Source organism: Natrinema sp. CRL1 (assembly GCF_059162405.1).
The window spans coordinates 223,848-246,581 of record NZ_JBLVOY010000003.1 but is presented as its reverse complement, the minus strand read 5'-3'; the positions used below and the strand labels follow the sequence as shown (position 1 = coordinate 246,581).

The 22,734-nt window shown below is 63.3% G+C and carries 19 protein-coding genes and 1 tRNA gene; 10 read left to right on the top strand and 10 right to left on the bottom strand.

The features are described 5' to 3' along the window. Positions 1-39: 39 nt before the first annotated feature. A complete protein-coding gene (locus ACJYUO_RS12095; RefSeq protein WP_494345619.1) occupies positions 40-1,422 on the bottom strand; it encodes an ATP-binding protein in 1,383 nt (460 codons plus the stop codon). 1,595 nt (positions 1,423-3,017) lie between these two features. Between ACJYUO_RS12095 and ACJYUO_RS12090 the strand changes: the two genes are divergently transcribed. Next, on the top strand, positions 3,018-3,566 hold the full coding sequence (locus tag ACJYUO_RS12090; protein ID WP_494345618.1) for a hypothetical protein: 549 nt from the start codon (positions 3,018-3,020) through the stop codon (positions 3,564-3,566). 65 nt (positions 3,567-3,631) lie between these two features. Here ACJYUO_RS12090 and ACJYUO_RS12085 read toward each other — a convergent pair whose 3' ends face one another. Beyond that, positions 3,632-4,234 carry a metal-dependent hydrolase gene (locus ACJYUO_RS12085; protein WP_494345617.1) on the bottom strand — a complete coding sequence of 201 codons (603 nt, stop codon included), beginning with the start codon at positions 4,232-4,234 and terminating at the stop codon, positions 3,632-3,634. Between the two features lie 73 nt (positions 4,235-4,307). Here ACJYUO_RS12085 and ACJYUO_RS12080 point away from each other — a divergent pair, with 73 nt between their 5' ends. Both ACJYUO_RS12080 and ACJYUO_RS12075 read left to right on the top strand, forming a co-directional pair. Next, positions 4,308-4,949 carry a hypothetical protein gene (locus tag ACJYUO_RS12080; protein WP_494345616.1) on the top strand — a complete coding sequence of 214 codons (642 nt, stop codon included), beginning with the start codon at positions 4,308-4,310 and terminating at the stop codon, positions 4,947-4,949. A 20-nt stretch (positions 4,950-4,969) separates the two neighbouring features. Then, entirely contained in the window at positions 4,970-5,578 is a 609-nt protein-coding gene (locus tag ACJYUO_RS12075; RefSeq protein WP_494345992.1) for a DUF2238 domain-containing protein, read from the top strand. Positions 5,579-5,635: 57 nt separating this feature from the next. On the opposite strand, the gene ACJYUO_RS12070 is transcribed toward ACJYUO_RS12075, so the two are convergent. Continuing rightward, a complete protein-coding gene (locus ACJYUO_RS12070; RefSeq protein WP_494345615.1) occupies positions 5,636-6,532 on the bottom strand; it encodes a hypothetical protein in 897 nt (298 codons plus the stop codon). A gap of 138 nt (positions 6,533-6,670) precedes the next feature. Here ACJYUO_RS12070 and ACJYUO_RS12065 point away from each other — a divergent pair, with 138 nt between their 5' ends. Both ACJYUO_RS12065 and ACJYUO_RS12060 read left to right on the top strand, forming a co-directional pair. Further along, on the top strand, positions 6,671-7,654 hold the full coding sequence (locus ACJYUO_RS12065) for a hypothetical protein (protein WP_494345614.1): 984 nt from the start codon (positions 6,671-6,673) through the stop codon (positions 7,652-7,654). After that, positions 7,647-7,931: a sulfurtransferase TusA family protein gene (locus tag ACJYUO_RS12060; RefSeq protein WP_494345613.1), complete on the top strand. Its 285-nt coding sequence runs from the start codon at positions 7,647-7,649 to the stop codon at positions 7,929-7,931. The genes ACJYUO_RS12065 and ACJYUO_RS12060 overlap by 8 nt, the downstream gene beginning before the upstream one ends. Positions 7,932-8,007: 76 nt before the next feature. On the opposite strand, the gene ACJYUO_RS12055 is transcribed toward ACJYUO_RS12060, so the two are convergent. Next, the gene (locus ACJYUO_RS12055) at positions 8,008-8,460 is read right to left on the bottom strand and encodes a MaoC family dehydratase (protein ID WP_494345612.1); all 453 of its coding nucleotides are present in this window, start codon (positions 8,458-8,460) and stop codon (positions 8,008-8,010) included. A gap of 235 nt (positions 8,461-8,695) precedes the next feature. On the opposite strand from ACJYUO_RS12055, the gene ACJYUO_RS12050 reads away from it, so the two are divergent. The 4 genes from ACJYUO_RS12050 (at position 8,696) to ACJYUO_RS12035 (ending at position 14,943) form a co-directional block, all read left to right on the top strand. Continuing rightward, positions 8,696-9,625: an NAD-dependent epimerase/dehydratase family protein gene (locus ACJYUO_RS12050; RefSeq protein ID WP_494345611.1), complete on the top strand. Its 930-nt coding sequence runs from the start codon at positions 8,696-8,698 to the stop codon at positions 9,623-9,625. 414 nt (positions 9,626-10,039) lie between these two features. Beyond that, complete coding sequence (ppc, locus tag ACJYUO_RS12045) at positions 10,040-12,730, top strand: phosphoenolpyruvate carboxylase (RefSeq protein ID WP_494345610.1); 2,691 nt, start codon at positions 10,040-10,042, stop codon at positions 12,728-12,730. A gap of 119 nt (positions 12,731-12,849) precedes the next feature. Further along, positions 12,850-12,934 (top strand) — tRNA-Ser (locus ACJYUO_RS12040). A gap of 401 nt (positions 12,935-13,335) precedes the next feature. Next, entirely contained in the window at positions 13,336-14,943 is a 1,608-nt protein-coding gene (locus ACJYUO_RS12035) for a 4Fe-4S ferredoxin N-terminal domain-containing protein (RefSeq protein ID WP_494345609.1), read from the top strand. A gap of 59 nt (positions 14,944-15,002) precedes the next feature. Here ACJYUO_RS12035 and ACJYUO_RS12030 read toward each other — a convergent pair whose 3' ends face one another. The 4 genes from ACJYUO_RS12030 to ACJYUO_RS12015 all read right to left on the bottom strand — a co-directional run bounded on the left by ACJYUO_RS12030 (position 15,003) and on the right by ACJYUO_RS12015 (position 20,082). Next, on the bottom strand, positions 15,003-16,526 hold the full coding sequence (locus ACJYUO_RS12030; protein ID WP_494345608.1) for a right-handed parallel beta-helix repeat-containing protein: 1,524 nt from the start codon (positions 16,524-16,526) through the stop codon (positions 15,003-15,005). A 613-nt stretch (positions 16,527-17,139) separates the two neighbouring features. Further along, a complete protein-coding gene (locus ACJYUO_RS12025) occupies positions 17,140-18,672 on the bottom strand; it encodes a (R)-citramalate synthase (RefSeq protein ID WP_494345607.1) in 1,533 nt (510 codons plus the stop codon). 229 nt (positions 18,673-18,901) lie between these two features. Continuing rightward, a complete protein-coding gene (locus ACJYUO_RS12020) occupies positions 18,902-19,288 on the bottom strand; it encodes a DUF192 domain-containing protein (protein WP_494345606.1) in 387 nt (128 codons plus the stop codon). A gap of 116 nt (positions 19,289-19,404) precedes the next feature. Continuing rightward, positions 19,405-20,082: a CPBP family intramembrane glutamic endopeptidase gene (locus ACJYUO_RS12015; protein ID WP_494345605.1), complete on the bottom strand. Its 678-nt coding sequence runs from the start codon at positions 20,080-20,082 to the stop codon at positions 19,405-19,407. A gap of 103 nt (positions 20,083-20,185) precedes the next feature. On the opposite strand from ACJYUO_RS12015, the gene ACJYUO_RS12010 reads away from it, so the two are divergent. After that, complete coding sequence (locus ACJYUO_RS12010; protein WP_494345604.1) at positions 20,186-20,716, top strand: DUF7097 family protein; 531 nt, start codon at positions 20,186-20,188, stop codon at positions 20,714-20,716. A 26-nt stretch (positions 20,717-20,742) separates the two neighbouring features. On the opposite strand, the gene ACJYUO_RS12005 is transcribed toward ACJYUO_RS12010, so the two are convergent. Continuing rightward, a complete protein-coding gene (locus ACJYUO_RS12005; RefSeq protein ID WP_494345603.1) occupies positions 20,743-21,678 on the bottom strand; it encodes an SDR family oxidoreductase in 936 nt (311 codons plus the stop codon). A gap of 194 nt (positions 21,679-21,872) precedes the next feature. Further along, complete coding sequence (locus ACJYUO_RS12000; RefSeq protein WP_494345602.1) at positions 21,873-22,664, bottom strand: endonuclease V; 792 nt, start codon at positions 22,662-22,664, stop codon at positions 21,873-21,875. Positions 22,665-22,734 lie beyond the last annotated feature (70 nt).

The window sequence follows — 22,734 nt, the reverse complement described above, 5'->3', positions numbered from 1 at the left end:
ACGGTCTGCTTCGAACTCCTCGTACGTCTATTTCTGTCCTCAGGAATTGCTATCGGAAGTGATCAGATCAGATAATTCGAAGAGGAGGACGTCGTCACGCGCATCGGCGGTGCGTTCGAGGTCGTCGGTGTATCCGGAGCGGCTGAACAAGATGTACAGCGTCTCCCCGTCTGCTGGCTCTTCTGACCACCGTACTTCTGACGCTGTTCGTTCGAGATCGGCGAGGACAGCTTCGCTCACTGGTCGAGAAGTGAACTTGCACTCGCCTGTGACGAGCCCCTCATCAGTGAGGCCAACGACATCCAGTTCGTGTTCCTTGAACCACCACTGCCCGATATCAAGGAACCGTCGCTCGATGAGATCCGGGAGCTCGCGCTGGCAGAGGCGTTCAAACAACGGGCTCACGTAATCCGCTAGCTCGGGCGCGATGAGTTCGTCGTACGCGTCGTCGCCGAGTATACGAAGTTGATCCTGGTTGCCATACACGAACCGGAACCAGAACCGGAACAACGGAGCTGCGACGCGATATCGACCGCGTTTTGAAGATGTCGGCGATTCCGTTACGGGGATGTGGCGCTCGACGAGGCGGAGCCGGCGGAGTTTTTGAAGGTATGTGCTGAGCGATCCGGACTCCACGCCAGCCATGCCTGCGATTTCGTTCGGGGTGCGACGCCCGTGGGCGAGCGCACGGAGGATACTGAAGTACGTATTCGGCTGTCGGAGTTCGGTACGGAGCAGGAACTCGGGCTCGGAGTATAGGAGACCACGCTCCGACAGAATTGCTTGCTGGACGTTCGTTCCTAACGGTTGGTCAGGGTCGATGGTCTGGAGGTAGTACGGTGTGCCGCCGTAGATCGACCACGCGGTGATGGCAGTTTCGGGATCGTACTCGGGGAAGAACTGCCGTGTATTGGCTACGTCGAGTGGTTTGAGATCGATCGTTGCCGTCCGCCGACCGTACAGCGGTGCGCTTCCAGAGAGTACCTTGTCCTCCATAACGCTGATTGACGAACCGACGAGCACGAGTGTAATCCCCGTGTCCTCTAATTCCATGTCCCAGACGCGTTGGATCCGTGAGGGGAGTGATTCGTCTTCCTCGATGAGGAACGGGAACTCGTCAATAACGACGATCGCGTCTTCCTCGCCGAGTGCTTCAAGAAGGGCTTCCCAGTCGCGGCGGACATTCCGCAACGACGGGAACTGTGCGGTGGCGGTGTCGACGAACTGTTCGAGTTGGTTCTGTGCTGTGGACTCGACTGCTTGGTAGTAGACAGCGTCGTCCCGATCAGCGATGGACTGGCGAACGAGCTCGCTCTTACCCAGGCGACGGCGACCGTAGATCACGACGAAGTCCCCCGTCTCAGACTCGTAGCAGTCTGTGAGTTGATCGAGTTCGATGTCTCGATCAACGAATTGCTCCATACAGCCAGTAGCATCTCCGACTAAATGGAATTTTCGATTTCAGAAATCACGATTTCCGAACGTGTGGTTTCCTTCTACAGAGAGAAGCTGAAGGGAATGTCCCAGACGCTGTGAAACGGGGCCCACTCCTTTGTAGGCCGTGGAATTTTCCGTCTCTATAACCCTCTGCACCATCTATGGCTGGATTGACCCAGCGAACGACACAGGCGATCGATGATATGTGGCAGTCGATATGGAACAGCTCGAGTTGCGCCGAGAAAGCCGTGATCGCCATCGTGCTTTAGGTCACCGGATTGGCCATCCCGATGATCCCGATCGTCTGGATCGCCCCGGATTATTGCCAGCTAATCAATAGAGCAACGGGGAGAAATACGCACTGTCTATTCAACGAGATTCTGTCAACAACTCCGATAGAGGAGGAACATGTCTACGCTCCGTTCGGACACATAGCACAGTCCCAGAGGGTGTCATAGAACTCTCTCCACGGTATTGATTACACCCACACGATGGTGAATTGGCTGATAAGTAGGGATGCGAACTTATCGAAGCAGTCGCATTGTTAATAGAATCACGATAGGACAGAGGAACAAAATCAAACACCCACCGAGAAGTAACAATTCCAGCGGGAGAATAAAGATAAGCAGCAGCACAAGGTTGCTAAGCAGCAGTGCGATAATCAGATTGAGGCGGAAGATAATCTGTTTATTGCCCATTGTATAGGTGTTTTAACTATTCCTTCATATATCTTATCTGCTAACTACTTGTCCTGTACTTAGCGAATTAGGATGCCTGCATAGTGGGTGTGAGAGGTGTTCTACGACACCCTACAGTCCCATGGTACACTGACGCGGAACGCTACTGTGTATCCGGTCTGTGGAACACAGACGTGATACAGAATCATGGTTCTGTACCGCGGTACAGTATCTTGATCTGCTGATCAGGTACTGTCCGATGGTACGGTATCACGGTACTGGTACCCGTTACAGTCCCATCGAAACCGACCTCAATACAGTACAATACAGACGTGAGTGTCCCGAGCGATATTCCAGGATCATGGCTACAGCCAGCCGATGCTATCACGATCCGGATGTCGAAATAATACCGGTTTGGTGAATTCTCCCCTCGCTTATAAAGGGAACGAGGCAATCTTTATCGGAATGAGGGTTCTGGATGAATAGAACCGTGGTTAACTTAAAGAATCTCGAAATTGGCGATCCCGGTTCGGTGCCTCTATTTGCCCACAACGAACACTCATCTGGGTACGCTCAATCGAGTCACAAATCGTTAGGATAGGTCGGGTGTCCCGCTAAGGCAATTAACTGGGTGTCTTTTTAATCTCCAGACCATAGTATCGCTCACACGGTCGAAAACCATGGTCTCAGCGGACGGGTAATTGAGTGAGACGGGAATTGACAGTGGGGCAAAGTATACCCTCTCACGGCAATGACCTGGGTTCGAATCCCAGTCGGAGCATCCCCCGTTTTCACTCGGTTATTTGATCTCTACTCGAGGGTCTCGACTATACTTCGTTTGACTGTTCCAGAGCGGACTCCGTGACCCGCTTATTTTTGTAGCGTAGCAACCACGACCGGCACATGGTCGACGCTGACGTGACGCCGGTCGCAATTCCGCTTACTACCGGAAACCCAGACACCGTAACGGTTCCCGCCGAGACGCACGTGATGTACTGGTGTCGGCTCAGTCCGGTCGTTCGGGACGAAAAGCTATCGACACAGGAACGGGAGCGCCAGCAGTCTCAGCTTTTCCACTCGCTACTGGACGATGTCGATGTCGGGCTGACCGTCGACGGTAACGCTGTCCATCTCGTTGGCGAGGTGATCCGGCCGGATGGCGATCGAGAGTACGGGTTTTGGACCCTTGGGGACCCACTCTCACCGGGCGAGCATACCGTCTCGGTATCGTTCACGGCGACCGGCGACTCTACCGTCGACGGCGACCGCCCGCTGACGTACCGTCAGTATCCGTCCGACGAACCTGTCCGAGTGACTGCGGAACGAACTCTCACCGGTGAGACGACGGTCCGTGCGATCGAAACAGGGCCGGAGCGCTTTCAGTCGGACAGCGACCCATTCTGGAACCGGCGGGACGTGTACGTCCCGCATCAGGGGCAGGGCTCAGAGTGAACGTCGCGGTCTAAATCCGTCTCGGCGTCGGCCGGGGAACGGATTCCGCTGATGCAGCCGCCATCTTATTGCTTGTACCGGCTCGGGACGTAGTCGTCGACGGACTCGGGGACGGCGTCGAAGACGACCGGCGCGGCGTTTGCGAGTCGTCGGCGAAGGAGGACATACAGCCCGCCGACGACCAGTGCGGCACCGACGAGCCACCGGAACGGCCCATCGAGAAGTATCCACAGCGGGATACCGGCGGTCGTCGCGAGCAACAGGTCTTCCGGCGCGCCGTCGTACCGAATCCACCGCTTTGGCGCTCGCCAGCGGCGTTGTACGTGATCGTAGACCGCTCGGTCGGAGGTCCCCTCCCACGGCCGAAGCTCGAGGCCGCCGCCGTAGCGGTCCATCCGACAGTGAAGGGCGGCCCCGACGAACAGGAACGCGGCGGCGACGAGCCACGGGGCCGCAACGAGTGCCGCCGCGATCGTGATCGGGACGGCGGCGATGGCGTAGATCGTCGGATAGTGGAGCGTCCGGCGGTGGCCCGCATAGAGGTCGAAATCGGGGGCCAGACTGCCGACGAACGCGCCGACCAGTGCCGCCGGTGCGAGATCCGGGGCGACCGCGACGAGCGGCGCTGCGATCGCGAGTCCAACGAGCGCGTGCGTCGGAAGCATCATAGCAACCGGAAGGGGAGTCGGAGAGATAAGCCCACCGGCGGATTTATGATTCGATAGTGTCTGGCATCCGGACATGCCGGGCAATAGCGGGAATCCGTCCCGGGAGGCCCGTTCGGACGACGCGAAAGCGGTGTTCGAACGGCTGTTCCGGAGCGGGCGACTCAACGGCCTCTTCGCGTGGCTGGTGGTCGGCGTCCTCGTGACGGTCTTCCTCGAGAGCGCGCTCGATCTCGACTATCAGTGGCTGGTCTTCGTGACCGGCGTCGGCGTGATCGTGTTGATTCCGCCCGCGGCCTACCGCGACTGGCGGATCATGCTGCCGTGGGAACTGCTCGCCCTCGCAACGTTACCCATCCTCGTTCGGGGCTTGTTCGGCGGGAGCGTCGGAACGTTCGCCGCCTACCTCGCGGTCGCCGGGCTGGCGTTGCTCGTGACGGTCGAACTGCACATGTTCACGTCGCTGCGAGTCACCCAGTGGTTCGCCGTCGCCTTCGTCGTGTTACTGACGTTGGCGTCGGTCGCGGCATGGACCGTGCTCCGCTGGAACCTCGATCGAATCGTCGGCACCTCGTATCTCTCGACGAACGAGGCGTTGATGGCCGAGTTCCTCTCCGTGACCGTCGCCGGGCTGGCCGCCGGCGTGTTGTTCGACGCGTATTTCAGACGCCGCGATCGACAGCTCCGGCGCGCGCTCAGGCAGGTGGTGCGCCGATGACGCGGCTTCCGCGGCCCTCGATACGGAACCAGCGACGGCTCACGCGAACGATGCAAGTCGTCTTGGTCGCGCTCGTCGGGTACGGCCTCCTCGACGGACAACCGAAAGCGATCGTCAACGGGAGCGTCGCGCTCCTGATCACGTTCCTGCCGGCGCTGTTAGAACGTAACTACGACCTGCCGTTGGATCCGTGGCTCGCCCTCTGGATCACGTCCGCCGTATTCCTCCACACGCTCGGGTCGGCCGGGCTGTACGGACGGGTCGGCTGGTGGGATCACCTCACGCACGCGCTGTCGGCGTCGCTTATCGCCGGCGTCGGCTACACGGTCGCTCGAGCGATCGACCTCCACGCCGACGACATCCACATCCCGAGCCGAATCGCGTTCGTCTACATCTTCGCGGTCGTGATGGCCTTCGGCGTCATCTGGGAACTGTTCGAGTTCGGCCTGGACATCCTCGCCGCGGAGACGGGCCTAACCATGCCGCTGGCCCAGCACGGACTCGACGACACGGTCCGCGATCTGATGTTCAACTCGCTTGGCGCGCTCGTCGTCGGACTGTTCGGACAGGTCCACCTGACCGATGTCGCCGAGACGGTCCGGGAGCGGCTGCTATCGGTCTCGTCCTGACAGGGCGAGGCGGTCTCTCTGTTTCTCGTCCGCCGACGGCGAAACGGACTCGCACAATTACTGACCTCGATCGGGGTCCGCAGAGAACCCGAGGTGTCCCGTTGGAAACTGCCAGAGAACCGGCACCGAATCCGCATGCGGATCGAACGCGGTGTAGGCAAACGCCTGCCACAGCACGCGCTCGGGATAGGGACGATCGGACAGGTCGACGCCCAGCGACGCCGCGAGAGCCTCGTGATCGAGTTCCCCGTTCGCCGTCGGAACGGCAAGCGGGGATGGGACGCTCTCGAGGTCGAGGCCGAACGACGGGAACAGCCGATAGTCCGCCCCGAGTGCCGGATGGTGTAGCTCCCGTTCGCCGGGGAATCGAACGCGGAGTTCGGGCGTCGTCTCCGTCAGTCTGTCCTCCCCGTCGACTCGTTCTACCGTCCGTTCGGCGAGCGAGACGTGTCGTCGCGTCCCCGCCGGAACGACGACCACGGAGCCCTCGACCAGCACCTCGAGTCGGGACTCGGATAGCGCCCGGATTCGAACGTCGGGCACGGCGTACGACTCGATCAGCGCTCGCGTCGAATCGCCGGCGATCGTCCCCTCGACAGTCACCGCCGTCGTCCCGTCACGTCGCGACACGAGGTCGAAGTCGGTCGACGCTCGAGCCGTGACTGGGGAAAGCGAATCCGGCGTCGCACAGATCCCGCTCCACTCGCCGGGGTCGCTCGATCCGGGCTCGAGGGTCGGCCGCCAGTAAACGACCCGATGGGTCCCCTCGAGCGCGTACGGGACCGCGGCCGGAAAGAACGACTCGCCGTACGCGGTCGGCTCGAGATCCGGGTGCTCGAGCGCGAGTTCGACGTACGGACGGCGCTCGACGATCGGTTCCGCGGGGTTCGCGCCGGATGCCCGTTCCCAGCGGAGTTCCGTCGGTCGGTCGACAGCGGCTGCTGGTTCGTCCATCGGGTACTCGCCACAACTCGGGGTCGGCCGACCGAAACGCTGTTTCCGGAGATGTTCGGCCCGCGCTGTGCCGCGAGGCGAATATGTCCGCGATCGAACTTAGCGTCCGTGAGCGATACCCTTCGAGTGAGACCAGCTATGCCTGATTCACGGACGGGCGTTCGGACGACCGTCTCGACCGATCTCTTCGACAGATACCTCCTGCCGAAGATCGCACTCGCCGTTATTCTAACCGGGTCGTTGCTCGGCACATGGGTGTCCGGGCGGTTCGGCGGCCAGTCGATCGCCGTCACGCTCGCCAAGTGGTCGTACCTCGTCGCGGTGGGCGTGCTCACTGGCGGGCTCGTCTGGAAACACTGCTTCGTGCGGCCGCGGGATCTCGGGGCAAACGCCGGCGACTACTGCGGGGAGATGTACGCGCGATTCGATCGAATCGCGGTCGGGGCCGTCGCTGTCCTCGCGGTGGCCGGTCCGATCGTCCTCGCGGCGTACGTCTCGGCGCTCGGAACCGGGCCGCTCACGGTCGGGTTGGGGGCCGTGCTCGCTGCATTGCTCGGGACCGTCGCCGTGACGGCGCACCGTTCGGCGGCCGCCGAGGCCCAGTTTCGGAGTCCAGCCGGACTCTTCGCCCTGGCACTCGCGCTGGCGGTCGTCGCGGGAACGGGCATCGCCGAGGTGAGTCTGCGCGGGTTCGACCCGGTCGCCGCGGGCGTCCGAACGACACACCTGTTCGCGTTCGCCGCGTGGATCGGGGGTGCCGTCTGGAACATCTTTATCGCCGTCCCGACGGGACAGCAGCGACCGACGACCGCCGTCGTTCGCGCGGCGGGTGACCAACTCGAGCGTTTCCGGTGGACGGTTCGGTTCATCATTCCGCTCATCTTCCTGACTGGACTGTATCAGGCCATCACCGTCCTCGGCGTCAGTCTCGAGAGCTACGCGGTGACACCGGTCGGGTGGGCCGTGATCGCCAAGATCGGCATCATCGGGCTGTTAGCCGTCATCTTCAAACTCTGTCCGATGTGGCGGGCCTGCTCGCCCATCGAGGGCGTCTGCGACCTCGAGGAGACCGGCACCGGTTTCGGGTCGGGAACCGCCGGCGGGGGAGACGACGATGACTAAGGTCGAGACTCCCGAGACGGCCCCCAACGTCGAACCCGATTTGACTGTCGACAACCGGGGCCGGGGCTGTGCGAGCGGCATCGCTCGCGTCCAACGCGCGCTCGAGGACCTCGAGACCGGGTCGATACTTCGCGTTCGGAGCACGGACCGACGGGCGAAACGCGAGTACTCACAACTGGCGGCACAGACCGATCACGAACTGCTGGCGATCGAAACGAACCGGGACAAGCTGATTCGAAAAGAGTACACGACGTACCTCGAGATACACCGCTCCTGAGGCGGTCGCCCGCATCCCGGTTTCGACGCGGATCCGTCGAACGCAGTACGTTCCGGCGGCCGCTATCGTCGGGGACTCAGTCGTCCCCCGGATGTCGGCGCGCGATCATGCCGAGACTGATCCACGAGATGACAACGTCGCCGTCCTGCGTGATTCCCTCGAGGCGGCTATCGACGTAGCCACGCTCGTGATCGCTCTCGGAGACGCGCTTGTCGATGACTTCGGTGCGAATCGACAGCGTGTCGCCGGGCCTGACGGGCCGTTTCCACCGGAGTTCGTCGACCCCGCGGGCACCCATGCCGGCTTGGTCCTGCATCGGGCCGTCCACGAGCATTCGCATACACATCGCGGCGGTGTGCCAACCCGAAGCGACCAGTTCGCCGAACGCCGACTCTTCGGCGGCCGCCTCGTCGGTGTGAAACGGCTGGGGATCGTACTGTTCCGCAAACTCGAGGATCTCTTCTTTCGTGACGTGATACTCGCCGAATTCCCGGGTTTCGCCGACCTCGATATCTTCGTAGTAACGCATAGCCGTGTGGTGTGTGACGTATCGGCAAGAACCTGTGGGCAGAGGCAGAACGGAGCACGGTTATGCGATGCTCGCGGCCGCGGAAGGTAGTCCGTCGGCTGTTGGCAGTTCGGCGAATCGGTCGTCGAACTGCAACAGAGCGGAGTCGATCGCGATCATGGGACGGCGCTGGTGTCGGGCCGTCTGTAGCCGAACTTTCACAACATCTATTCGTTGCCGGGTGGGTGGTTTCGGTATGACCCTCGAGGAGCAGGCCGTTCTCGTCACCGGTGGCGCAGGCTTTATTGGCTCGAATCTGGCGAACCATCTCGCCGAGACGAACGACGTGACCGTCGTCGACGACTGTTATCTGGGGACGCCGGAAAACCTGACCGACGACGTCGAGTTCGTCGATGCGAGCGTTCTGGACGACGATCTGCCGGCGGACGTCGACGTGGTGTTTCACTTGGCGGCGCTGTCCTCGTACGCGATGCACGAGGAGGATCCGACGACGGGTACCAGAGTGAACGTCGAGGGGTTCGTCAACGTGGTCGAGCAGGCCCGACAGGAGGGCTGCGAGACAGTGGTCTACGCCTCGACGTCGTCGATCTACGGTAGTCGAACCGAGCCCTCGCCCGAGGCAATGGATGTCAGCGTCAACACCGGCTACGAAGCCTCGAAACTGGCCCGCGAGCGCTACGGGGAGTACTTCTCGAATCACTACGACATGTCGATGGCCGGAATGCGATTTTTCTCGGTCTATCAGGGCTACGGCGGAGCCGAGGAACACAAAGGCGAGTACGCCAACGTGATCGCGCAGTTCGCTGACGACATCGCTAACGGCGAAGCGCCGGTCCTGTACGGCGACGGCACCCAGACGCGGGACTTTACCCACGTCTCCGATATCGTCCGCGGCCTCGAGTCCGCCGGCGCGGCGGAACTCGACGGGATTTACAATCTGGGGACCGGTGACGCCTACGATTTCAACACGGTCGTCGAGATGCTCAACGACGAACTCGGTACCGACGTGGAACCGGAGTACGTCGAGAACCCGATTCCGGATTCGGTCTACGTCCACGACACCTGTGCCGACGCCTCGAAGATCCGCGACGAAGTCGGCTGGGAACCCCGGATCGATTTCGAGGAGGGCATTCGTCGCGTCTGTGCCCAGTACACCGACGAGTAACGGTTATCGCACGCCGTCGACCGTCGATAGTTGTCGCTGGCTGTTCGTCTCGAGACCGTTCAGTTCGAACTCGAGCGACTGTCGACTTCCGTGCGAGATGTTTTGCCATGATATAAATAAGAGAGGATCCCCTTCTCGACGTATACGCCATGATGAATTATGGACAATTAGCGTCTGTCGGCCTGAGATTTTCGATACCGCGCGCTCGTTAGTCGAGGGATGTAATTTACATTCGTAGTAAATTCCTCGTCTCAATCTGGTGGTTTTCACGCTGATTATCCGCACTGATTGCCGAGTCGACATTGCGTGTTCGTCGACTGTCGAACTCTGTTAATAGTCATCACGCGGGGCGATGAACGGACGATTCAGTGCTCCTGCGAGGGATTTTTACCATGGCATGTTCATCCCCATGATATGCGACTTCACAACAGGGATGTCCGACAGGACGTCCGCGAACTGGGTGCGTTACTCGGGGATGTTCTCGAGGAACAAACGTCTCGCAGAGCGTTCGAGACCGTCGAATCGTGTCGGCAGGCCGCCATCGAATACCGGTCGGGCGAACTCGAGTCCCGGGACCCTCTCGTTACCGAACTCGAGAACCTCTCGCCACACCAACAGCGGATCGTCGCCCGCGCGTTCACGACCTACTTCGAGTTGATTAACCTCGCCGAAGAGCGCGAACGGGTCCGGACGATTCGGACTGAATCCCAGGAGGGAACCCTCGAGGACAGCCTCGAGACGGCGGCCGAAGAACTCGGAGAGGCCGACCTCGAGACCGTCCAGCAGGTATTAGACGACGTACTGATCGAGCCGACGTTTACAGCCCATCCGACCGAGGCGCGCCGCAAGACGGTCAAGTCCAAACTCCGCGAGATTTCGACGTATATCGAAACGCTGGACGAACGGCTGCTAACCGACAAGGAAGAGAGTCAGGTCTGGCGGGACATCGACGCGGAGGTGACGAGCCTCTGGCAGACCCCTCAAGTCCGCAATCGACAGCCCGAACCCGAAGACGAGGCCCGCAACGTCCAGTGGTACCTCGAGAACACGCTGTTCGACGTGGTCGGGGAGGTTTACGACGAACTCGACGACGCCATCGACGCGGAAGTCCCCGGCGACCTCGAGATTCCGAAACTCTTCGAGTTCCGGTCGTGGGCGGGCAGCGACCGCGACGGCAACCCCTACGTGACTCCCGACGTGACCGCCAACACGCTCGAGCGCCAGCGGTCGGTCATCGTCGAGCAGTACCGAACCCAACTCAAGCGCCTGTCGGGTGTCCTGAGTCAGGACGGGAGCCGGATCGACGCCGGTTCCGCGTTCCAGGCCTCCCTCGAGGCGGATCGGGAGCGGCTGCCGGGCAGCGCCCGCACGGCCGAAGAGCGCTATCCCGGCGAGCCCTACCGACAGAAGCTCAAGCTCATGCGCGAGCGGCTGCGCCGCGTCGGGGACGTTCGCCCGGGCGGCTACGACGAGGTCGACGACCTCCTCGAGGACCTCGAGGTAATCGCGGCGAGCCTGCGAAACAACGGGGCCGAGAGCGTCGTCGACGCCCACGTCGATCCCATCCGCCGACAGGTCGCCACGTTCGGCTTCTCGCTTGCGAGTCTCGACCTGCGCGAGCACCAGGCGAAACACACCGACGCGATCGCCGAGGCCCTCGAGGCCGAGGGGATCGACTACCACGGGCTCTCGGAGGACGAGCGCGTCGAGTTCCTGACCGACGCCGTCCTCCAGGAGGAATCGGTGATCGATCTCGGTGACACCGCGGACCTCTCGGACGATTCGGCGCGCGTCCTCCGGCTGTTCGACAGCCTCGCCGACTGGCAGACCGAGTACGGCAGTCACGCTATCGACACCTACTGTATCTCGATGACCGAAGAACCCAGCCACGTCCTCGAGGTACTGTTCTTGGCCGATCAGGCCGGAGTGGTGTCGCTACCCGAGCACGCGGGTATCGACATCGTCCCGCTGCTGGAGACCGAATATGCCCTTTCAGGGGCCCGCCGGATCATGGGCACGCTGTTCGAAAACGAGGCCTACGCGCAGGTCCTCGAGGCCCGCGGGCAGACCCAGGAGATCATGCTGGGGTACTCGGACTCGAACAAGGAGAACGGCTTTCTGGCGGCGAACTGGTCGCTGTACAAGAACCAACGTCGCCTCGGCGAGATCTGCGACGACCACGACGTGACGATGCGGCTGTTCCACGGCCGCGGCGGCTCGATCTCGCGCGGTGGCGGGCCGATGAACGAGGCGCTGCTCGCGCTGCCGAATTCGACGGTGACTGGCCAGGTCAAGTTCACCGAACAGGGCGAAGCCATCGCCGAGAAGTACGCCAACCCGCGCATCGCCGAGCGCAACATCGAGCAGATGCTCAACGCCCAACTGCGGGCGCGCAAGCAGGCGATCGACCAACCGGAAGAAGAGGTCCGTGAGGAGTGGGTCGACGCCATGGAGATCATGGCCGATACCGCCCGGCAGGAGTACCGCGACCTCCTTGAGAGCGAAGGATTCGTCCAGTACTTCGAGCAGGCGACGCCAATCACGGTCATTGAAGACCTCGATCTGGGGTCGCGGCCGGCGTCTCGATCGGGCGAGCGCACGGTCGAGGACCTGCGGGCGATTCCGTGGGTGTTCTCGTGGACCCAATCGCGGTGTATCCTCCCGGGCTGGTACGCTATCGCGACCGGTATGGAGGCCTATCTAGAGGATGGCGGGTCGATGGAAACCCTCCGAGCGATGTACGACAAGTGGCCGTTCTTCCGCACCACCCTCGACAACGCCGCGCTCTCGCTGTCCCGGACCGAACTCGAGATCGCCGAGCGGTACGCGGAGATGGCCGACCCCGAACTCCGCGAGCGGTTCTTCCCCCGCGTCTCCGCGGAGTACGAGCGGGCCGCGGAGCTGATCACCGAAATCGGCCAGCGCGACCGCCTGCATACTCGCGACTGGCTCGGCGAGAATCTGGACCGCCGGAACCCGTACGTCGACCCGTTGAACGTCCTTCAGGTCCACCTGCTCAATCGGAACCACCGAACGGATATCGAAGAGCGGACGCTCCGACTCACCGTCAAGGGAATCGCGGCCGGCATGAAGAACACGGGATAGAGGAACGCGAGTTCGCTCGAGGTTCGAACTGATTGCCGCTTCGATCGCGTGAGCGAACCGGTCACAGGGAGCGGGGAAATCGAAACGGGTAAAAACGTCACTCGGGTAGGTAGGAGTGAGCCGAGATAGCCTAGCCCGGCCAAGGCGGTAGATTCGAAATCTACTGTCCTCACGGACTCGGGAGTTCAAATCTCCCTCTCGGCGCTTTTCCAGCAGCAAACCGATGAGCGCCGCGTAGCGGCGCGAATCAACATCTGTCGTGGTAAAACGACTACAGAAATTTGAACGAATCGGGGTTCTGCGCCGAGGGCACAGATTCCCGAGCGGTGTCTAAATTTCCCTGTCACACTTTGTAGCGACACACGGCGACGAAAGCGGAATTTCCTGTGGCCGCTGGATGCGGGCAGTCCATACCGGTAGTCGGATGTGAGCAGCCGCTGTTCGGTTGCTTCTCGAGTCCCATACTGCGGGGAGCTCAACGTCCGAGCGACTCCTCGCCCGTCATTCGCAGGCAGGGTCACTACGGCCATACTAGTGATATGTGCAGTGATTCAAGCCACAATGATCGCCACTCGAGACCCGACAGCTACGACGGGGTGGGACCGATGAGTTTCGACGACGAGCCGGCAGACGAGGAGGCGTTTCATCCGCTCGGAGAGGCGTGGCAAGACGAACTCGAGGACGTACTCGAGGACACGGAGTACGACACGGAACTCGGGATGGAGATGGCGAAAGACGCCATGCGGGTGACCAAGGGTGAGCTAGCGGAGGAGGAGTTCCACGAGCGGTACCACGACGACGTCATGGAAGAGTTCGGCGAGGACGAACGACCGATCGCCAGCCCGGACGACGGCGACGAGGGTGGGATGGGATCGATGCTTTCGCAGTTGGGTGCCAGCCAGGAGTCTCGACGGGAGATGCTCAAGAAAGCGAGCGCGGGTGCCGGCTTCCTCGGACTCGGCGCGTGGGCCACAGTGGAGGACCGCGAGCCCGCCGATATCGCCGCCGAGGAGACGACCGAAACCGAAGACACCGGGGGGACCCAGTGGGGGATGACGATCGACCTCGAGCACTGCGACGGCTGTCTCTCATGTGTGACCGCCTGCAATCAGGAACACCAGTGGGACGAGGGAGCCAACTGGATGTACGTCCTCGCCTACGAGGACGGCAACGTCGAGTCGCCGGATCCGGACAATTTCGACAGCGTTCGGGATTTCAACTATCTGGTGCGGCCCTGCCAGCACTGTACTGACGCTCCCTGCGAGAAGGTCTGCCCGACGACCGCCCGCCACACGCGCGATGAGGGTGGACTCGTTCTGACGGACTACGAGGTCTGTATCGGCTGCCGGTACTGTCAGGTCGCCTGCCCCTACGGCGTCAACTACTTTCAGTGGGACGAGCCCGATGTCGAGCGAGAGGAGCTCGATTCGGAGGGGATCTACGACGAGCGCGGACGGCCGGTCAGTCGGCGCGCACCGCGGGGCGTCATGTCGAAGTGCGTTTTCGACCCAGCTCGCCAAGACGGCAACGCCGGCGAGGAACTCGTCGGAACGACCGCCTGTGAGCAGGCCTGTCCGCCGAACGTGATCCAGTTCGGGGACAAGAACAATCCCGCGAGCGATCCGCAGCGATACGAGGAGAATCCGAGTCGGGCGCGGACGGTAATCCTGCTGAACTCCGAACTCCCGTCGCCGAACTCGGTCGAATCGTCACTCGAAGGTGTCGACAACGATCTGGACGCCGTTCTCGACGCCGTCGACGACCTCACCGAAGAAATGGTCGCCCTCGCGAAAGGGGTCGAGTTGACGGTCGAGGAGTACGAGCAGGACGCGCCCGCGGGCGATACTCTGCCGGACAAGGAGGAAACGGTGCTTGCCGTCGTCAGCGCGATCGAGGACAGCGGGCTCGACCTCGAGAGTCAAGCGATCCTCCTTCGGCTCGAACTCGCGGAGGAACCCGAGGACGGCGAGGAATTTCAGGGGCCGAGCGAGGAACTCGTACAGGAGCGATTTGATGGGTTCGCCGACGGCCCCGAATCGCAGTTCGAACTCCTCGAGGACATCGGGACGAACCCGAACGTCACCTATCTCGGGAACCAGCCGGGGCCAAACGCCGAGCAGGTCGAAGGGCCGACCAGCTACGAGGACGTTGGCATGGTCGACGTTCGACAGGAGGTCCTCGACGAGCAGACGATCGGTCTCGATTACTCCTAACCGGCGGCAGGGGCCGGCTCGAGTTCGGATTGCTCCCGCTTCCGGTCGACCAGCGGGAATCAAACGTCAAAGCCGAAGTTAAAGTCGCCTTGCCACTGCAATCGCGTCCCCCGAAAGTCGGTCCCGCCGCGGTGGCGATTGCCCGTCCACAGAACCGTCGAGAGGGTCGTCTCGGGGTCGCTCGTGACGAGTCCTTCGAAAAACGAGCTCTCGACGGTGTGGTCGGCTCCGCTCTCGGCGAACCGAAGGCTCGCGCCATCGGGGTCGATCGCGCAGTTCTCGAGTGTGAGCCGGTCGAGATCGTCGCCGCCGTTGGTGACGAAGACGCCGTGTCGATCCGTCGACGACTGCGGCGCGATATCGAACTCGCAGTTGTCGAAGGTGACGTTCGACGATCTGACGTAGACCGCGTAATCGGATGTCGACGGGCTCGAGCGGTCGGTAATCGTACAGCCATCGAACGCGGTCGGCGCGTCATCGTTGTCGTTGACACGGATCGCCCGGCCGTCGGTGCCTTCGTCGGTGATGTGGACGTCGGTCAACCGCGCCGGCCCGTCTTGAGTCAGGCGGACGATTTCGGTGTCCTTCTTGATCTGGTTGTTCACCAAGAGCTGGGATACCAGTTGCCCGCCGCCGTTCTCGAGCCAGAGGCCGGACCACGGGAACCCGGGGTGGTCGGTCATGGTGACCTGGCAATCCTGAACGTAGTCGTTCGGGCCGATTCGGATGCCAGCGCCGGCGCAGTTACGAACGTGGCAGCCGGTGATAATGTTTCGGCCGTCGTCGCCCGAGACGTAGATGCCGTTGTCGATGTACTCCGAGACCTGACAGCCGTCCCAGTAGTTCGTACCATGGTTGTAGACGTCCGAACTGAACGGGATCGCGTGGCCGACGTGGGTCGATCGGTCGTACGCCGTATCGCCGTTGTTGAGGTGGCAGCCGCTGATGACGTTGGTCGTCGAGGACCGAACGCCGTCGACCAGAATCGTGTGCCGGTCGCCGCCGTACTCGGGGTTGAGCTTGTCCCGTTTTCCCCGCATCGAGATGTTCTCCATGTGCCCGTACCGATAGGTGAACCAGCGGGCGATGCCGGCGTCGTAGTCGCCCCGAATATCGACCCGGAGGTCGCGCATGACGGTCCGTTGGGCGTGGGGGAGTGACGCGTCAAGCGATCCAACGGTCATCAGTCGGTCGGTGTCCTGATCGGCGACCTCGAGAGCGGCGAAGGGAGCGCCGACGATGCCCAGGAATTCGTGAGCGTCGAAGTGGACGTCGTCGGTTTCGACGCGCCACGTTCCCGCGGGAATCTGATAGCAGTGGTTTCGGTCCGGTGGCGCGAACGAGGCGTAGTGGGTCTCGATCGCACCCCACAGGTCGTCTCTTCCGGGTTCGACGCCGAGGTCCTCGCGGACGTCGACGTAATTCGGATTCGTCTCGCCTCGCACGGTGACGGTCTCCGAACCCGACTCGGTTGCCGAGAGCGACGCCCCGAAATCGACTTGGCTCACGTCGTCGCTGACTGCGGTTCCCGAATCGCTCACGCGGATCCCGCCCGCAGAACCATTGTCGTTGCTCTGTGCCACAGCGACGCCGCCTCGTGAACCCGTCCCGGCGGCCCCGATGATCGAACCACCGAGTCCCAGCGTACCGAGCAAGCGAACGTACGAACGGCGCGTTGTCTCACCAGTAGCGCTAGCTGATCGATCTCGCTGATGGTTATCTTCCATCACGCCAGAAGTGTCACGGATTCGTACGATTTGTTATAGCCGGTCTACCGACACTTGCGGCACTAGCAACCGCTCGCACTCCGTTTCCTGCCTGCAATCGTTCCGAACGGCTCGGTAGGGCCCGACATATCCAGCTGCAGTCATCCCGATGCCGTCGTGGAGAAATCGGCGACTATACCGCGTCAGATCAAACGCGTCTCGATCCGATCGGAGCGGCAAGCCGACAGCTACGGACGGCTATAGTAGCCACTGTCACTACACACCCGATCACAAGACTACTTCGACGATTGGTGTGTTATTCGTTTCAATGGCTACTGTCGTTCAGCGCTCTCGACTGGCCGAACTGCCGCGCATTGGATCGACTCGAGTCGAATGGCGGCCGACGAATCGTCGAAAGAACGGCTGCTCGGCAGCGGTCGCTGGTCGGTGCCGTCGAGTGGGAACTGAAAACCGCGAGGCGCGCAGTCGCTCAGTCGTCGGCCGGCGCGAGCGGCTGCTGGTCGGACGCGAGCAGTCGGTCGAGCGCGTCGACCATTGCCGTGACGCTCGCCCGGGTGATGTCGGCCTCGCTGCGGGCGACCGTCACCGAGCGATCGTTGCGAACCATCGTCACCTCGACGGTGACGACGGCGTCCGTGCCGCCGGTGACGGCGTCGACGTGATAGGACTCGAGTTCGGCATCGGCCATCGAGCCGAGCGCCTCGCGGACGGCGGAGACGGCGGCGTCGACGGGGCCGGAACCGGTGCCGCTGGCGACGCGTTCCTCGCCGTCGACGGACAGCCGGACGCTGGCCGTGGGGACGGCACCGCCGCTAGTGGCCGAGAGATCGAGCAGGTCGACGACGCGCTCGCGGTCGTCGCCGGTGACGTCCTCGGCGATCGCCAGCAGGTCGGCGTCGGTGACCCGGCGGCCGCGATCGCCGAGCTCGGTCACACGGTTTGCGATTTCGGCGATGTCATCGTCGTCGGCCTCGACGCCGTGTTCCTCGAGCGTGGCCTTGACGCCCGCGCGGCCGGTGTGTTTGCCGAGCGCGAGCCGGCGTTCCCGCCCGACGGTCTCGGGCGCGTAGGGCTCGTACATCTTGTCGTCTTTGAGGGTGCCGTCGGTGTGGATGCCGCTCTCGTGGGTGAAGGCGTTCTCGCCGATGACGGCCTTGTTCGGCGCGAGTTGGATGCCCGTCGCCCGAGAGACGATCTGTGCCAGATCGTACAGCTCCTCGAGTTCGAGCGTCTCGAGGTCGTAGACGTGCGAGAGGGCGATCGCGACCTCCTCTAAGGCGACGTTGCCGGCGCGTTCGCCCAGTCCGTTGACGGTGCAGTGAACGAGGTCGGCACCGGCCGAAATCGCCGCGAGCGCGTTGGTCACGCCCAGTCCGAGGTCGTCGTGGGTGTGTGCGCTTACGGGTCCGAGTTCTGCGAGCCGGGAAACGGCCTCGTAGGTGTGTTCCGGCCCCGTGTGGCCGACGGTGTCGGCGAAGCAGAACCGTTCTGCGCCCGCGTCGAGGGACGTTTCGGCTAACGCCTCGAGGTAGTCCAGGTCCGCGCGGGAGCCGTCCTCGCCGATGACCTCGACCCAGAGGTCGTGGTCTTTCGCGTAGGCGACGAGTTCGGCGGTCTTCTCGAGGTTGTCCTCGCGGGAGGTGCCAACCTTGCCCTCGACGTGGCGGTCGCTGGCGGGGACGACGATGTGGACGCCGTCGACATCGCACTCGAGTGCGAGGTCGATGTCGCCTTTCATCCCGCGGCAGAAACTGGTGACGCGGGCGTCGAGATCGAGGTCGGTCACCCGCGAAATCGCCTGTCGCTCACCCGCGCCGGTACAGGCGCTGCCGGCCTCGATCACCGAGACGCCGGCGCGTTCTAACGAGCGGGCGATCTCGACTTTCTCGTCGGGGGAAAGCGAGACGCCCGGCGCTTGTTCGCCGTCGCGAAGCGTCGTGTCGAGAAGGCGCACTGTACGGTCCGATTCGATCGTCTGTTCGGCGGAGTGAGGTACGGGCACGGGTGATGAAGTAGGCTTAGTTTCGTCGGAGAATTTCGCATCCAGCCGGGTTGCCCCGACTTCCTCTATCCTCGTCGTGCGGCGGTGAGACGGAATCTCGTGCCATTGTACTGTGGGCTAACGTATCATGCTGACTTAAATCCGCCGGTCACGGCTCGGTGCAACCGGGTTCGGTGTCCCGCGCTCTCGGCGCGAAGCGTCTCGTGATCGCCGCGACGACCCGGTCCGTTCACTCGTCCTCGAGAACCAGCCGATCGCCGGGCTCGACACCGGCCGCAGTGCCGGCGGGAAGTTCAACGATCAGATCGGCCTCGGCACGAGCGAAACTCCGCCACGGGCGGAGGGTTTCGACGCGCTGGACGACACCGTCGGTGATCCAGACGGCGTCGATCGGGAAGAAGACGAACAGCATGTGGAGGTCCCGTGTCGTCGCCGACCCGAACTGGAACGCCAGCGCGTAGTCGTCCGGAATCGATCGCCGGAACATGAGCCCCAGCGTCTGGCTCACGATCGAGTCCGCGAGGTCCACCTGCGTCGCCAGTACCCGAGCGTCGCGGTCAGTGTCGTCGGCGTTGGAATCGTCGTCAGCAGAGACCGGGTCGTGGACGAGTCGCACGCCCTCGAGTCGGAACGGCGATAGCAAAAACCTTCCCGCCGATGGCGATCCCCCGGGTCGAACAGGTTGGTCGAGTCCGCGGACGCCGGCCCGGTCTCGCGGTCGATCGGGCGCGATCAGCCGAACGCCGCCGCGACGAGACTGACTGTCGAGACGGTATTGATCAGGACGTGTGTGACCGCGCTGCTGGCGGTCCCCCACCGATGGCGGACGACACCGAAGAGGAAGCCGAGGGTTAGCAGCGTCGTGACGCGGACCACCGACAGATCCACGACCACGTGCTTGCCGGCGAACAGGATCGCCGTCACCGCGATCCCCGCGGGAGCACCCCACTCGGCGACGAGATCGGTCTGGACGATTCCCCGCCAGACCTGCTCCTCCGCGATCGGGACGACCAGCCCGTTCCCGACGAGTAACAGGAGCGCGGTCCACACGGGCAGTCCGCCGCGGCCCGTCGCGGTGGTGTTGTCGAGACCGAACAACGCCGCATCGACCTGTGCAGCGCCGGCGACCAGTACGAAGCCGACGACCGCCGCGAGGATGCCGGCTCCGAGGGCTCGCGGCGCCCACTCCCACCCCCAGCGCTCGCGGTCCTGTCCCCGCTCGAGCGCGTACCAGGAGAGAACCGCCGCGATAGCGGGGAATCCAACTGCGAGGGCGAGGGCATCGACCAGCCCCGAATCGACGCCGACGGCAGCACCGGCGAAGACGAGACCGCGTCGAAGCGCGAACTCGAGGACGATCCATCCGGCGACGACGACGGCGGCGAGTCTAACAGAGTTCGACTTGCTCATAGATTCGAGTTGTAAACATAACATATTCTAACTTTCCGTGTCGGACCGCAGCCGCCGGACGCCAGCTTCAACTACCCGGTGACCCAAGGACGGCCGAGCGACGATGGAGAAAACGCCGCAGGGAACTTCGGTCGGCGTCGACGACCCCTACGAGTTCGCGGGGCTCTGTGACCATCTCACCGGCGAGGGCCAGTGCCGGTACGCCCTCGAGCACCACGGCCACGACCCGGAATTCGGTCGCGAGCGCGCGGCCGACGACTACGCGTGTCCCGTGGTCGACCCCGAATCGGACTGGGCGTGGGGCGACTGTCCGCACTTCCGCTCGCGCAACCGCGACCGCGAGTGCGTCCGCTGCGGGCTCGAGGAAAAGCGGATGGCCCACGACGACGAGCGCCCGCTGCTCGAGGAACACCACCTCTCGTATGCGCGCGACGGCGAGAGCCTCTCCCACGAGATCACGATCTACCTCTGTCGATGGTGTCACGCCAAAGTCCACAACTCGTGGGCGCGGATCACCGACGACGCCGCGCCCGAACCCGACGCGATCGCCGCGCTCGAGGACCGTCGCGGCCGCGAGCAGTCTGAACTGGGCTTCGAGTCGGCGGCCGACCGATACGACAGCGACGACGGATAAGCGGCGTTCGTTCGCTGCGCGGGGATTCAGACGAGTTTTCGAAGAAGGCCGTAGACCGCATCCCGCAGTCGATCCGGCAGGTAGCGCGCGTAGAGTCCGTACTGGGCGAGCGGGCCGACCGGGTACCGCGCCGGCGGATCGGGACTGGTCGCGGATTCGACGATCGCTTCCGCGACATCTTCGGGATCGGACGCGAACGGCCCGCCACCGCCGCCGATCAGTTGCGCGTCGTCGTAGAGGTCGTACAGCGACTCGTATGCCGGCGTCCGCTCGTCGTCGGGCAGTTCGTCGTCGACGCGGTCGGTGAAGTTCGTATCGACCGGGCCGGGTTCGATCACGACGACGTCGATCCCGAACTCGTCGACTTCGGCGCGCAGGGAGTCGCTCATCGCCTCGAGCGCGTGTTTCGAGCCGGCGTAGGAACCCGCGCCGGGGAACGAGATCCGCCCGATGACACTCGAGACGTTGACGATCCGCCCCTCGCCCTGTGCTCGCATGTGCGGCAGCGCGGCGCGGGCGAGCCGGTGGGGGCCGTAGACGTTGACGTCGAACTGTCGGTGGAGATCGACCGTCGGGACGTCCTCGAGCGGCCCCATCTGGGCGTAGCCGGCGTTGTTGACGACGCAGTCGATCGCGCCGGCGACGTCGACGACCCGCTCGACGACCGACGCGACCTGTTCGGGATCGGTGACGTCCAACTCGAGGGTCTCACAGCCCGCCTCCTCGAGGGCCGCGATGTCGTCGACGTTGCGCGCCGTCGCGAAGACCTGCCAGTCCTCGGCGAGGAAGGCCTGTGCGGTCGCGCGGCCGATGCCTGACGAACAGCCGGTGATGAGGACCGATTTCTTGCGCGTGTAGCGGTCGTCGTCGGTTCCGGCGGTCTCGCGGCCGCGGTCGTCCTCGACGACGGTCCCGTCCGGCCCGTCATCGGCTGTCCTCTCGACGTCCTCAGCGGTGGCCATGTGTGACGGGTTCGAGAGACGATACCTAAGTATCGACGGTTTGTCGCGCTATCCGTACTGTCCGTATTCGGAGGGTATCGCAGAGGGGAAAATGGTGTACAACGGCACTGAACGGCACTCTGAAAGCCCCAGTTCCTTTCTCCCGCCCACAGCGATCGGTTTGGCGAGCAGCTGTGACCGATGGCTAGGTCGGCTTAGTCGCCGAGGGTTTGCTTCGCATCGTCTGCGTATTTGTCCGCCAGTCGGACCGGCTCCGGGAGTTTGTACGATGAGGACAGCGCAAGCGCGATGTCGGCGGCGGTCTCGGGGCCGACGCGGTGACCGGGGCTGACGTAGAGCGGGTTGATGTACCGGTTCGGCGACTCGTACTGTCGGGTCTGGACGGCGTAGCCGAGCAGGGTCCCGTCGGGCGCGTCGACCCTCGAGTTGGATTCGATACCGACCGTGGTCCCTTCGGGGAGGTCCTCGAGATTTCCGCGCGGAGACCCACAGAGCAGGCTCTTGGCGACGCCGATGCTTGGCACGTCCTTGACCACGCCCATGTGGGTCGCGATGCCGGCCTGCCGGAAGTGGATGCGGCCGCTGCCGTCGAACAGGAACAGGTCCGGCTCGACGGACAGTTCCTCGATCGCCGCGAGGATCGGCGCGCCTTCGCGGAAGGAGAGAAGGCCGGGGATGTAGGGGATCTCGAGGGGCGTCACGGCGAAGACGCGCTCGATGACCTCGCCGCCGCGCATCGCGACGACGGCGGAAAGCGCGCGGTCCTGCTCGCCGTCCGCGTTCGTGAGGAACGATTGGTCGACGCCGACGACGACCGGTGGTCGCCCGCCGCTCGAGGTCGCCGCGAGCGGGTTCGAGAGCGCGTCGGGGTCGAACGCGAACTCGTCGTCGAAGACGGCGACGTCGGCGATCTCGCGCTGGAGCGTTTCCATTTCATCGCGCGAGAGGCCGGCGTCGGGGGCGAGATCGGGACGTGGCTGACTCATCTGAGTGGAGATAGACGCCGGGTGAAAATCAGTTGCGGGGGTATGGCGGGACGACGGTACCGCAGAGGGG